This is a genomic window from Microcoleus sp. MON2_D5, from assembly GCF_036701905.1.
In the GTDB taxonomy this organism is placed as follows: Bacteria; Cyanobacteriota; Cyanobacteriia; order Cyanobacteriales; family Microcoleaceae; genus Microcoleus.
The window spans coordinates 1-12,693 of sequence record NZ_JAUBRM010000070.1; the positions used below are offsets into that span (position 1 = coordinate 1).

General features: G+C 46.6%; 10 protein-coding genes. 4 read left to right on the forward strand and 6 right to left on the reverse strand.

Annotated features, from left to right (window positions below):
• Positions 1 to 858 precede the first annotated feature (858 nt).
• The 3 genes from QUA47_RS22660 to QUA47_RS22670 form a co-directional block, all read right to left on the reverse strand.
• Positions 859 to 1,152, reverse strand: coding sequence for a DUF3288 family protein (locus tag QUA47_RS22660; RefSeq protein ID WP_190657093.1), 294 nt, complete (start codon positions 1,150 to 1,152; stop codon positions 859 to 861).
• 99 nt (positions 1,153 to 1,251) lie between these two features.
• A complete protein-coding gene (locus tag QUA47_RS22665; protein ID WP_333432410.1) occupies positions 1,252 to 2,160 on the reverse strand; it encodes a hypothetical protein in 909 nt (302 codons plus the stop codon).
• A gap of 54 nt (positions 2,161 to 2,214) precedes the next feature.
• Positions 2,215 to 2,784 (reverse strand): tetratricopeptide repeat protein, encoded by a 570-nt coding sequence (locus tag QUA47_RS22670; protein WP_333432411.1) that lies wholly within the window; start codon positions 2,782 to 2,784, stop codon positions 2,215 to 2,217.
• 171 nt (positions 2,785 to 2,955) lie between these two features.
• On the opposite strand from QUA47_RS22670, the gene QUA47_RS22675 reads away from it, so the two are divergent.
• The gene (locus QUA47_RS22675) at positions 2,956 to 3,696 is read left to right on the forward strand and encodes an SDR family oxidoreductase (RefSeq protein ID WP_333283775.1); all 741 of its coding nucleotides are present in this window, start codon (positions 2,956 to 2,958) and stop codon (positions 3,694 to 3,696) included.
• Between the two features lie 310 nt (positions 3,697 to 4,006).
• On the opposite strand, the gene QUA47_RS22680 is transcribed toward QUA47_RS22675, so the two are convergent.
• Entirely contained in the window at positions 4,007 to 6,052 is a 2,046-nt protein-coding gene (locus QUA47_RS22680; protein ID WP_333432412.1) for a serine/threonine-protein kinase, read from the reverse strand.
• 451 nt (positions 6,053 to 6,503) lie between these two features.
• Here QUA47_RS22680 and msrP point away from each other — a divergent pair, with 451 nt between their 5' ends.
• Positions 6,504 to 7,487, forward strand: a complete 984-nt coding sequence (msrP, locus tag QUA47_RS22685; RefSeq protein WP_333432413.1) for a protein-methionine-sulfoxide reductase catalytic subunit MsrP — start codon at positions 6,504 to 6,506, stop codon at positions 7,485 to 7,487.
• 242 nt (positions 7,488 to 7,729) lie between these two features.
• Here msrP and miaA read toward each other — a convergent pair whose 3' ends face one another.
• Positions 7,730 to 8,650, reverse strand: coding sequence for a tRNA (adenosine(37)-N6)-dimethylallyltransferase MiaA (miaA, locus tag QUA47_RS22690; RefSeq protein ID WP_333432414.1), 921 nt, complete (start codon positions 8,648 to 8,650; stop codon positions 7,730 to 7,732).
• Between the two features lie 258 nt (positions 8,651 to 8,908).
• On the opposite strand from miaA, the gene gyrB reads away from it, so the two are divergent.
• Positions 8,909 to 10,849: a DNA topoisomerase (ATP-hydrolyzing) subunit B gene (gyrB, locus tag QUA47_RS22695; RefSeq protein ID WP_333283765.1), complete on the forward strand. Its 1,941-nt coding sequence runs from the start codon at positions 8,909 to 8,911 to the stop codon at positions 10,847 to 10,849.
• Positions 10,850 to 11,097: 248 nt separating this feature from the next.
• The gene (locus tag QUA47_RS22700) at positions 11,098 to 11,814 is read left to right on the forward strand and encodes a heme oxygenase (biliverdin-producing) (protein WP_333283763.1); all 717 of its coding nucleotides are present in this window, start codon (positions 11,098 to 11,100) and stop codon (positions 11,812 to 11,814) included.
• 144 nt (positions 11,815 to 11,958) lie between these two features.
• On the opposite strand, the gene QUA47_RS22705 is transcribed toward QUA47_RS22700, so the two are convergent.
• Complete coding sequence (locus QUA47_RS22705; RefSeq protein WP_333432415.1) at positions 11,959 to 12,618, reverse strand: S-layer homology domain-containing protein; 660 nt, start codon at positions 12,616 to 12,618, stop codon at positions 11,959 to 11,961.
• Positions 12,619 to 12,693 lie beyond the last annotated feature (75 nt).

Genomic DNA, 12,693 nt, shown 5'->3' on the forward strand with positions numbered 1-12,693 from the left:
TGTCATATCACCAATGGCAAACACTTCTCTCTAATAGTAGCTTAAATTTACTCCATCCTTTCCTTCAGGGCACTACCCGTCTCCCGAGCAAAATTCACGGTTTCTTAAAACGAAAAATTTATATTTTTTGAGTAAGGGTAAGACTTATTTGAGAGCGAGGGTTTGTTCTTCTAAGTTACTGTTTCCTAATTTGGATATAATAAACACCAGTATAATGAAATAGCCCTCTTCTGCCAAATTAATGCGAGCGTGAACAGATTGATACACCGCTATTGGCTGCGGTCGAGCGCAATCGATAACCTTTGTCCGATAGGGGAATAAGTTGTTAATCAATAAGTGATTAATGGGAACCTGATTAATGCGATAGTAAATTGAGGGAAATTGAGAAATCTTTGTAATTTGCGAGGGCGACTTTCGGTAGTAATTGGGTAAGGAAATACTTGCACCAATCTGTCGAACCTCACTTATTTCTCGGATTGTATCAGGTTCAACAAGATTATGAGTAAAATAAACTGGGGTTGCGTCAGTTGTTTTTGTAAGTGAGTCTGGTAAAATGTTGGTAACATATTTTTTTGGATAGGCAAGCCTGTAACAATTCTGCTGCCTATCTTTTTTTTACCACAACACAGCTCAATCTTTACCCCATCTGGGTTTGGGGTGGGTTTTCACCCTCCCAGGAATCACCACCATAAAATAAAAGTTTCAGGGCGATCCCATAGCTGCAAGCAAAGCTTACGAGGCACAGGCTCTGCCCCGACCAAAGCAAGGGTTTCAGGCTACGACCTAAAAAGTTTTCCGACTATTGTCTTAACCGCCAAGCCGGTTCGCGGTTGCTATAAATGTTGATTTTTGAGTGTCTTAAAGCCAATCTTCTTGATCGCTTTTTTGCTTTCTATAAACCTCACCTTGGGCGTGAATTTTACGGGTTTGTTCGTAAAGAGTTTCTTCGGTATAATTCCATTTTTGCAGGACTTTTTTTAAGTCTGCTTGGATATCTCTAGCGCCGGGAAAGCCTCGGTAGCGAATTATTAATCTTGCTAATTCCGATAAATTGTAGTCGTTTGCTTCGGAGGCTAATAAAGTATTGACACTGGCTCGATCGCGCTTGTATTGCGGATGCTGCTGATCTTGAGTTTTTTCTACTGAATCCATTCTATTTATGTTTCCCAATCATTTAGAACACCGAGATACCCGACTTCTTCAAGAAGTCAGGTATCTAATTAGACGTAGGACACGGCCGGGTTTAAGCCCCTACTGCACTTCTTCAGTCAGCCCCAGAAATTTTTGTGTTTGTTGAGTAATACCAAATAGTCGATCGCCGTGACAAAAGATTTCCCAAGCGCGAATTCCCATAAAACCAATACCTGCAACCGCCAAGGGCATCGCTGCGGCACCTAAAAGCGCGGCAATGGGGGGAAATATCATGCACAGTGTTAACAGAATGCCAGTAATAACACCACCAGCAATGCCAGCTTTGGCGGTGGCAGTGGCGACTTGTTCGACTAACTCTGACTGGGTAATTTTGCCTTCAACGCACAGTAGCGAGTTTTCTAAGATAGAAAATATTAACTCAATTACTGCTGCGGCGATCGCCCCTTTCATTGCAGCCCCAACGATTTCCGCAACTGCTGCTTTAAACGCTGCATCCGCTAAAACTTGCTTAGCGACTGCTAATTCTGCGGCAGTCATGTCTGCACCACCGCGAGCACGATTCACCCAAAAATATTCAAAAACCCCGTTAGCAGCTTCGCTTCCGCCTCCATTGACGTGCGCTTGGATGTGACTCCAATCTTTATCTTGACAGAAGTTGCGAATTGCTTCTGGGCCTTGGGCACGAATTTGGGCGGGTATGGATTCCAATACTTTTGCTGCTTCTTGAACATTTCGGATGCCGTCACGCATCCCAGCCCTAGCAAATTTGGATTGCAGATTTGTTGGCAGGTTCTCAAAACGGATGTTATGTGCTATTTTTAAAGCTTCTTGAGTGGCGATCGCCCCAGCACTAACAATTGAACTTGGCGCTGATTGTACCCACGCCGTTAATACAGTTGCACTTTCCTCGAATTTTGCATCAATTTGGTTGCCTAAGTTTTGGATATCGGCAACTGTTTCTTGTACTTTAGCCGTTAGGAATTCGAGCGGATTATGGTTGATTTCCATGTTCTCCAGCTTGCATCGTTAATGATTGAATTATTTTGACTATAACATTCCTCTTCAGTAAGTGTTATTGTTTACTGAATTGCTTCTATCTTCTAACTCCGGCTGTAAATTCAGAGCTTTTTTTTGATAAAATAAACCTTCATTGATTCGCCCTTCCTCTTCCAAACTTTTGCCTAAATTCCAATAAGCGACGGCTAAATCTGGTTGAAGAGCAATAGATTTTTGATAGTAAGTTATGGCGTCATCGAGCTGGCCTTGTTTGTAAAACATACTGCCCAAGTTAACATAGGCTTCTACCAAATTAGGATCGAATTCTATCGCCTTGGAGTAGGCGCGAATGGCCGCGTCTATTTTGCCTTGGGCTTGCAGGATATTGCCTAGAGTTTTGTAGGCGGCGGGGAAATTCGATTGCTGGCGAAGTGCTTGGTAACATGAGGCGATCGCCTCTGCAAATTTTTGTTGAGCATAATAAACTTCAGCGATCTTGTTGAGTGCGATCGCACTATCCGCTTGAATGGCTAGTAATTTTTGATAGTAAGCGATCGCCTCGTCAAGTTTTCCTGATTTCTGGAGGCTCTCGCCCGCTGACAAATACTGCTCTGCTAACTCGGAATTTACGGTCATAGATTTTACTTTAACAGCCGACACTACTTTACCACAACTGTTAGTTAGCAACCGCGATTTCTAGGGATATTCTGACTCTTTTAAGTTTTAAATTTGTTTCTGTACAGGAATGGAAAAAAAATAGTATGATTATTCTGAACCACCATCAACGCTAATTGCAGAGGAAATCTCATGCCATCACTAGCAGGAAAAGTGGCAATTGTGACCGGTGCATCGCGGGGAATTGGACGCGCGATCGCCCTGCGATTATCCCAAGAAGGGGCATCAGTGGTCATCAACTACGCCAGAGGCGCAGATCAGGCGAAAGATGTTGTGTCAGCGATTGAAGCAGCAGGCGGCAAAGCATTAGCCGTGCAAGCCGATGTCAGCAAAACCGCAGAAATTCGCGATTTGTTCGATCGCACTCTGGAAACCTATTCACAAGTCGATATTTTAGTCAATAATGCAGGAGTAATTCTTTACAAACCTCTAGCGGAAGTTACCGAAGCAGAGTTTGATAATCTGTTTGCAATTAACGTCAAAGGCACGTTTTTTGCTTGTCAAGAAGCTGCTAAACGCATGGCGGAGGGAGGAAGAATTGTTAATTTTTCCAGTTCGACAACGGCGATGCTACTGCCAACTTATGGGGCTTATGTGGCGACAAAAGGCGCGGTAGAACAGCTAACTCGATCGCTGGCTAAGGAATTGGGCGATCGCCAAATTACAGTCAATGTCATTTCTCCGGGCCCAACGGATACAGAACTCTTCACTGTTGGCAAAACTGCTGAACAAATACAAAGATTTACTCAAATGGCTGCTTTGGGAAGACTTGGAAAAGTTGAAGATATTGCCGATGTGACGGCTTTTTTGTGCAGCGAACAAGCCCGCTGGATTACCGGACAAAATATCCGCGTTAACGGCGGCATTGCCTAAAGATATACTTCAGTCAGCTTGCAGTGGACTTCGTTTGTATAGCAGCGATGTCAAGAGACTGTTGGTTAATCAACCAGGGGTTTCACCACTTATCCCTAAAAATGGTAGATCGGGATGTAAATGTCTAATTGACCATATAGCTGTTAACTACCAAGAGCGAACGCAAATGCTGCGTTCCCGAGGTGGGGGGTAACACCCTCTGCGAAATCGCCAACAGTCTCTTTCAATCGCCGAGTTTAAGAATCCTCAACCAAAATCTTTGATTTGGCTGGGGATTCTTCAACTTTGATGGGGCGGACAACCAAACAAATCAAGGAGACAGCCGCCATACCTTAATCGTGTCGTCAAAACTGCCACTGATCAGAGTTTTGTCTTGAGGATTAAAAGCCAATTCCACCCAAGTAGAATGACCCTTCAGCGTGCCGGCGATTTCACCCGAACTCATGTGCCACAGCTTGATAGTCCCGCTCAAATCGGCGCTAGCGAGTTTGTCTCCGTCTGGACTGAAAGCTAGAGACTGAATTCGATCGGCATGACCGTTAAAAATCACTTCACCCGAGGGTGCGGACCAGTGTTCCTTGGTGATATCCCAAATCCTCACCGTATTGTCCCAGCCCCCACTGCCCAAAATTTTACCGTCAGGGCTGACAGTAAGAGCCGAAACAGCATCAAAATGACCCGTGAGAGTGGCTTGGAATTCCCCAGTCTTCCAATTCCACAGCTTGATAGTACCGTCGCCGTTGCCAGTAAAGAGAGTGTCTTTATAGGGACTGAAAGCCACCGAATGCACCTGGTCAAAAACCCCTTGGAGAGTTTCCAACTCGGCACCGTCTTCGACTTGCCACAGCTTCAAAGTATTATCCTTACCGACGCTGGCGATGGCTTCGCCGTCTGGACTGAAAACCACCGAGAACACGCCGTCTGTGTGTCCGTCCAAAGTCCGAATTAACTTGCCAGAATAGAAATTCCACAATTTAATCGTACCGTCAGCGCTGCCGCTGGCGATCGTCCTGCCGTCGGGACTGACGGCCACCGACCACACAGGCCCCAAATGTCCTGCTAAAACCTTGAGTAGCTTGCCGCGACGCTTGTGCAGCAGGTGAATTGTACCGTCGTTGTTCCCGCTGACTATCACGCGGCCGTTGGGAGCGACTGCTACCGCCCAAACCGGGTTTTTGTCTCGCTCCGCCAGAGTCCGCACTGCAGGCAGGGACTGCGAGGCGTCACCGTTGAAATCCTGCATCGGGGGCGGATTGAACCGAATTTCGGGAATGCTAGAAACAGGTTCAGAAGAAGTGAAAGCCTGCGGTGCTGGAGATGGCAAGCGAATACCCAGCACTACGAACAGCAGGGCAACCGCACTTGCTCCCCACATCGCTAAAGTCCACTTGGGTTTGCTGAGAATCACGTCTACCGGTGCCGGGCCGTATTTCATGTCTGTGAGAATTGCCTCGGTCGATCCATAGCGTTTTGATGGTTCTCGCTGCACCATTTTATCCAGAATGCGGCCAAGTCGCCCCGAAACTGGTACTTTCAAATAATGCCTCCAGGCCCAACTTTCGGCTTTGATGTCAAACAAATCAAAGGGCGACATTCCCGTTAACAAGTGAATGCAAGTGAGGCCCAAACTGTAGATGTCGCTGCTCTTAATCGCTTGACCTTTAATTTGTTCCGGGGCCGCGTATTCGGCAGAACCTGTCACGGTTTCTATTTTCAGCGGCCCGCTGTTTGCCGGAATTGCCGCGCCGAAATCGACTAAAACTAGCCCCGAGGCACTTTCTTGGGACACGGAATGTAAATCCTCTTTCCATGCCAAAGCTGGGGATGCTTGGGGAGTTTTGCGGTGAATAATATTCGACGGTTTGATATCTCCGTGAATCAGTTGATGTTCGTGAACAAATTGCAGGACTGGCAACAATTCGCTCAGCAGATACCAAATTTGAATTTCTTTAACAACACCTTTTTCTGAAAGCCGATCGGCTAAATTGCGGCCTTCGATGTATTCTTGCACTAAATACTGGCAGCCTTCGAGTTCAAAAGATGCCAGCAGTTTCGGTATTTGCGGATGTTTCCCCAACTCGTCGAGAACTGAGGCCGAGCCGCGAAATGTCCGGTTTTGGTGTGTGCCACCGTCTGCGGCTGCTGCTGAGCCGCAGAACTGTTGAATGACGCAGCGGGGTTGCGAAGGTTGGTCTTCATCGACTGCTAAGAAGGTGCGGCAAGTGAGACTTTGACCGAGGGTGTGAAAGACTCGGTAGCGGCCTTTTAGCAGCAAGTTCGACTCGCAACTTTTGCAGACTGTCGCGCGATCGAGATTTTGGGGATTCTGGCAATGGGGATTGGTGCAGTAACTCATTTGTCTTTCCGCTGGAGACCCCCGTCCGACATACTGGTTGGTGGGGGAGGAAAGCGGGGCGGTGCGTGCCGCTTCCTGTGGACAAATTAAATAATTGGAATCTTTGCTTTATGATAATTGTTTCCCAGATTTTCGCCACAATTGCTTGGGTCGATCGCGCGTAAATAATTGCTGACTTTCCTGCGAGCGAGGTTTAATAGGTCGATCGTACCGAGTTCATTCGAGCGATCGGCGGGATTTGCTGTTACCGAATTACGTTATACTGTCATGGCGAATACTTTCAGTGCGATCGCAAGCATTGCCAAAGCAATCGCGAGGCATTGCCAAATATCCGCAATTGTTTGTTCTAGGGAGTCAATCTCAAACCTCAAATCTCCAATCTCAAATCGACTAACAGATTAAAACTTAGGCAACTTTTGCCAAACTAACTACTAACTTTTAACTATTACTTATGCCGTTAATTCGCGTTCCCAAACCTTGGGAAATTCTCGAACCCCAAATTACCCCAGAAACAGCATTTCTCAACCGCCGCCGCTTCATGACAAATTTAATTGGCGCCGGCGTGACTGCTTCGCTGCTGCCGCTGACCGGCTGCCAAAGCAATGCTAGCTCAAAAACTGCTCTGGATCAAAGCTCAACCCAAGCATATTCGGAATTGAGCCGGAATCCCGCCTTTGCAAAAGTCGATCGAGCGATTACCCAGGAAGCCTTAGCTACAAAATACAACAATTTTTACGAATACGGCGGTACAAAATCTATTTGGCAAGCCGCTCAAGCTTTGCCAACAGAAAACTGGAAAGTAGAAGTAGGCGGTTTAGTAAAAAATCCCCGCACTTATGATATTGACGACCTCTACAAAAAATTTCCTATCGAAGAACGAGTTTATCGATTTCGCTGCGTAGAAGCCTGGGCGATGGTAGTTCCTTGGGTCGGGTTTCCCATGAAATTACTGATGGCTGATGTCGAACCGCAATCAAAGGCTAAATTCGTTCGCTTCACCTCATTTTACGACCCCAAAATTACTCCCGGCCCCGGTTTGATGTCGCAATTTTATCCTTGGCCTTATACCGAAGGTCTGCGAATTGAAGAAATGGCCAACGATTTAGCATTTTTTGCCACAGGCTTGTATGGCCGAAGGCTACCAAAACAAAATGGTGCGCCGTTGCGGCAAGTGATTCCTTGGAAGTACGGTTTTAAGGGCGCAAAGTCGATTGTAAAAATTGAATTTGTCGAACAACAGCCCGCCACTTTTTGGAATACAATCGGCCCCAACGAATACGCTTTTGAAGCAAATGTCGAACCCGACAAGCCGCACCCCAGATGGTCGCAGGCCAGCGAACGGATAGTCGGTCCCGGTAACAGTTGGTCGTGGGAAACTCGCCCAACTTTGCCCTATAACGGTTACGGCGAATATGTAGCTAGTTTGTACAGTTAATTAAGTACGCGAGATGTAATTTGAGGAACAGGCCGACAAGCCTGTTCCTCCACGCTTGTTGACAGTCCAGAAAACTAAATTAAGACAACTAATTACTCCTGAATTCCGGTGACCCTATTAATTTCTATCTTTTCTCTTTTTCTGTACCCTCGGTTTTTTCTGTAATTCATTAAAAAAAATATTTCTTGTTCGCTTCACGATTCATCCTTACTCTAATTGAGAGACTATTCAATCAATTGAGATTACATCAGTCTTGATCTGCGTCCCTCAAACTCTTCAACTCTCTGCCAAACTCGCTCCAATAAATCTGGTTCGCTAACATCAAACCATTCAATTTCAGGATAGGCTCGAAACCAAGTTCGCTGTCTCTTCGCAAATTGCCGCGTGTGCAAAATAGTTAATTCTTTGGCTTCTTCAAGCTTAATGTCGCCCGCCAAATATTGTTTGATTTCCTGATAGCCCAGCGTGTTCAACAGTGGCAAGTCGCAGCCGTATTTTTTACACAAATATTCTACTTCAGCAATCCAACCGCGTTCTAGCATTTGTTCGGTGCGCTGTTTGATCCGATCGACCAAAACATCGATCGCGCAATCCAACCCTATTTGTAAAATAGGATAATTGGGAGGATTTTCGCCCTGCTGCTCGGAAATAGAGCGACCGGTGACATAAAATACTTCTAATGCCCTCAAAGTTCTTACTGGGTCATTGACGTGAATTTTCTCAGCGGCAGAGCGATCGACCTGCTGCAACATGGCGTAACATTGAGATTGTCCGAGCTCCGCAAGTTGCGATCGCAATTCGGGCATCGGTGCTACCCTGGGAATTTTTAAACCGCGCACGATCGATTTAATATATAAGCCCGTCCCTCCAACCAATAACACAGGAGGAGACAGAGGAAAATCGACAGCAGCAATTAATTTTTGAGCTTGTTGCTGGTAATCTGCGACTGTCAGCGTTTCCGTCGGATCGCAAATGTCAATTAAGTGATGCGGTACACAGGTGCGATCGACCGCCGTCGGTTTTGCTGTTCCGATGTCAAATTCGCGGTACACTTGACGGGAGTCCGCACTCAGGATCGAGGATTGCAGTCGCCCCGCCAAAGCCAAAGCCACTCCAGACTTCCCCGTCGCCGTCGCCCCGCAAATCGTAATTAATTTAGGCATAAGCTGTCGCACATTTCCCTATAAAAACTCTCAAATCCTCTCCTCTCCATGCTTTCCCCTCTGTCCATTCACTGATTCACCGCGATCGGGCCGGGCAGTCGCTAAGTAATCTCAAAACTATTCCCCTCCCTCCCCCCGATAAATTTCCCTTCAGAAAGCCCTAGCATCGCCTTTAACGGTTTTGTGCTATAATTTTAGGAGTTTTCCCATTTTAGAAGCTTTCGGGGCTTTAGGCCTCATTATTGGAGCTATTTTTGTATGACCAGCAGCTACAGCGCCGACCAGATTCAAGTTCTCGAAGGTCTCGAAGCAGTCCGTAAACGACCGGGGATGTACATCGGTACCACCGGCCCGCGAGGACTCCACCATCTAGTTTACGAGGTTGTGGACAATTCCATTGATGAGGCGCTGGCTGGCCACTGCACTCACATCGAGATTGACATCAACGCCGACGGTTCCGTTACCGTGACAGACGACGGTCGGGGTATTCCCACCGGCATCGTTGCCAAGACTGGCAAATCGGGAATAGAAACAGTAATGACTGTACTCCACGCTGGCGGTAAATTTGGCGGTGGTGGCTACAAGGTTTCTGGAGGATTGCACGGTGTAGGTATTTCTGTTGTTAACGCGCTGTCCGAGTGGGTAGAAGTGACAGTTTGGCGCGACCAAAAAGAATATTTACAGCGCTACGAAAGAGGCAATCCAGTTACTGAACTTAATGCCAAGCCCAACAAAGGCACTCGCACCGGCACTTCAGTTTCTTTCTTGCCAGATACTCAAATATTTAGCACTGGCATTGAATTTGATTACACTATACTCGCGGGGCGCTTGCGAGAATTGGGTTACTTGAATGCGGGCGTGAGAATTACCTTTAGCGACCACCGTTTGGAACTGCTCAAAAGTAGCGAACCTCGCATCGAAACATACTGTTACGAGGGCGGAATCAAGGAATATATCGCCTACATGAACCGCGAAAAGCAGCCTCTGCACGAAGAAGTGATCTACGTGCAAGGAGAACGCAATAACGTGCAGATAGAAGTGGCTTTGCAGTGGTGCGTCGATGCTTTTAGTGACAACGTTCTCGGTTTTGCTAACAACATTCGGACGATCGACGGAGGCACGCACTTAGAAGGTTTGAAGGCTGTTTTGACGCGGACGATGAATTCGATCGCCCGCAAGCGCAACAAAATCAAAGAAAACGAGCCCAACCTCGCCGGCGAAAACGTTCGGGAAGGTTTGACAGCAGTGATTTCGGTCAAAGTCCCAGACCCGGAATTTGAAGGCCAAACTAAAACTAAGCTAGGAAATACAGAAGTTCGGGGAATTGTCGATTCCTTGGTAGGCGAAGTATTGACAGAATATTTAGAGTTTCGCCCCCAAGTAGCTGACGCTATTTTGGAAAAAGCAATTCAGGCATTTAAGGCCGCTGAAGCCGCCCGCCGTGCCCGCGATTTAGTGCGCCGAAAATCAGTCTTAGAATCGTCTCCTTTGCCTGGAAAATTAGCGGACTGTAGCTCCAGAGACCCCGCCCTGTCTGAGATCTACCTGGTGGAAGGGGATTCTGCAGGCGGATCTGCCAAACAAGGCCGCGATCGCCAATTCCAAGCAATCCTGCCTTTGCGCGGTAAAATTCTCAACATTGAGAAAACAGACGATGCCAAAATCTACAAAAATAACGAAATTCAATCGTTAATTACAGCCCTGGGTTTGGGCATCAAAGGCGAAGAATTCGATCCGGGTCAATTGCGGTATCACCACATCGTAATTATGACTGACGCTGACGTAGATGGTGCTCACATCCGCACGCTGTTGTTGACTTTCTTCTACCGCTATCAGCGCGCACTTGTAGAACAAGGTTACATCTATATTGCTTGTCCTCCTCTCTATAAAGTGGAACGGGGACGGAATCATTATTACTGTTACAGCGATCGCGAAATGAACAATCTCGTCCGCAATGAATTTCCGGCGAATGCTAATTACACGATCCAGCGGTTCAAAGGTTTGGGTGAAATGATGCCGACACAGTTGTGGGATACAACGATGAACCCAGAAACTCGGACGCTGAAACGGGTGGAGATTGAAGACGCTGCTGAGGCAGATCGCATCTTTACGATCTTAATGGGCGATCGTGTCGCCCCCCGCCGCGAATTCATCGAAACCTACGGCCCCAAACTCAACCTCCTCGACTTGGACATCTAAATTAGCCATTAGTCGTCAGTGGTTAGCTAACAGCTAATAGCTGAGGACTAATGACTAAACTTTTGCGGCCCTGATGCCTTCTGCCCTTTCGGGCGATCGCGCATCAGGGCCGTTTGATTTCTCTAGGTTTTGTTATAAAAATTAATACAATCTCTCATCAAATCGATCTAAGGTAAATGCTTAGGTAAATTTTAGATTTTTGGCGCATCCATCAGCGACCACAAAAATAGAAGGTTGGACAATATAGCATGAGCATCAATTTAGCGACCAAATTGCGTGAGGGAACGAAAAAGTCCCACACAATGGCAGAAAACGTCGGTTTTGTCAAGTGTTTTTTAAAAGGCGTTGTAGAAAAAACTTCTTACCGGAAGTTAGTAGGAAACCTCTACTTTGTCTACTCGGCAATGGAAGAGGAAATGGAACGCCAAAAGCAGCATCCGGTTGTTTCAAAAATTTACTTTTCTGAGTTGAATCGGAAACAAAGCTTAGAGCAAGATTTATTTTACTACTACGGTGCGAATTGGCGCGAACAAGTAGCTCCGTCAGCCGCAGCTAAAGCTTATGTGGAGCGAATTCGCGAGATTTCGGCGACCGCACCGGAACTGTTAGTAGCTCACTCTTACACTCGCTACCTTGGCGATTTATCCGGCGGACAAATCCTGAAGGGAATTGCCCAGCGCGGGATGAATCTTTCCGAGGGAGAAGGCACTGCTTTCTATGAATTCCAGGATATTCCTGATGAAAAAGAGTTCAAAGCTAACTACCGTCAGGCAATGAATGAACTGCCGATTGACGAAGCAACAGCAGAGCGAATTGTTGACGAAGCTAATGCAGCTTTTGGCATGAACATGAAGATGTTCATGGAGTTAGAAGGCAATTTGATTAAAGCAGTTGGTCAGATGCTTTTCAATACCCTGACGCGGAAGCGCGGCGGTGGCAGTACCGAATTGGCTACTGCTGATTGAGTTAAAGCTCACTGAGGATAATTTGAGCCTCGTTTAAGAGGAAAACTTTAAATCCTGGGGGTTTGATGGCTGCTTTTACAGTCACCAAATCTCCGGGATTTTGCATGGCGGGCGATCGACTTTTTAACTCACAACTCAACACTATCACCTTCCCACGCCGCGATCGGGAGGCTGCTCGTCCGGGACAGGCAAAGAAGTGGGCCTTACCTGCCGCTCCAAATACTTGCTCAAAGCGTAAGCGATATCCCAGCGAGTCATCGGCTTCAAAGGATTAATCTTATTAGTTGCGATATCAACATTAACAAACCCTTCATAAAGTGCAGTAGCCAAAGACTTTCTAGCCCAACTAGGAATGTCGCCTGCATCGGGATACTTAGCTAAAATTTCGGAAATGCTGGGTTCGGGAAACTGAAAAACCCCGTAAGCTTGAGCAAAAATCGCCAAAGCTTCAGCGCGACTCACCCTTTGATTTGGGAAAAACATTCCGTCGCGATATCCACTCATCGTTCCCGTTTTCAAAACAGTTTGAATCGCACTGTAAGCCCAATAACTCTTCGGTACGTCCGGCAATTCCATATCGGGTTTCTGAGCTGTTTTTCGCCGTTCCAAACCAAAAGTTTTCACTAAAATCATCGCCAAATCGGCGCGACTGACAAGGCCCTCAGCATTAAAGTTGCCACTGGCATCTTTATTCATCAATCCTGCGCTCACAACCCGGTCGATCGGGTCAATTATTTCTTGAGATTTAACCGCCATAGGCACTCCTTGCAGTAGGGCGATCGCCAAAAAAATACTCACTAACATTTTCACGATTTTAATCCTTTCTGTCGCTAAAACCATCATGAAAACAGCAGTAATATTTTTTCTGGTTCCATCGGT

Bases quoted from the DNA above. Each gene is read 5' to 3' on its own strand.
- QUA47_RS22700 (WP_333283763.1), top strand. From the start codon at position 11,098: ATGAGCATCAATTTAGCGACCAAATTGCGTGAGGGAACGAAAAAGTCC.
- gyrB (WP_333283765.1), top strand. From the start codon at position 8,909: ATGACCAGCAGCTACAGCGCCGACCAGATTCAAGTTCTCGAAGGTCTC.
- miaA (WP_333432414.1), bottom strand. From the start codon at position 8,650: ATGCCTAAATTAATTACGATTTGCGGGGCGACGGCGACGGGGAAGTCT.
- msrP (WP_333432413.1), top strand. From the start codon at position 6,504: ATGCCGTTAATTCGCGTTCCCAAACCTTGGGAAATTCTCGAACCCCAA.
- QUA47_RS22705 (WP_333432415.1), bottom strand. From the start codon at position 12,618: ATGTTAGTGAGTATTTTTTTGGCGATCGCCCTACTGCAAGGAGTGCCT.
- QUA47_RS22675 (WP_333283775.1), top strand. From the start codon at position 2,956: ATGCCATCACTAGCAGGAAAAGTGGCAATTGTGACCGGTGCATCGCGG.
- QUA47_RS22660 (WP_190657093.1), bottom strand. From the start codon at position 1,152: ATGGATTCAGTAGAAAAAACTCAAGATCAGCAGCATCCGCAATACAAG.
- QUA47_RS22670 (WP_333432411.1), bottom strand. From the start codon at position 2,784: ATGACCGTAAATTCCGAGTTAGCAGAGCAGTATTTGTCAGCGGGCGAG.
- QUA47_RS22665 (WP_333432410.1), bottom strand. From the start codon at position 2,160: ATGGAAATCAACCATAATCCGCTCGAATTCCTAACGGCTAAAGTACAA.
- QUA47_RS22680 (WP_333432412.1), bottom strand. From the start codon at position 6,052: ATGAGTTACTGCACCAATCCCCATTGCCAGAATCCCCAAAATCTCGAT.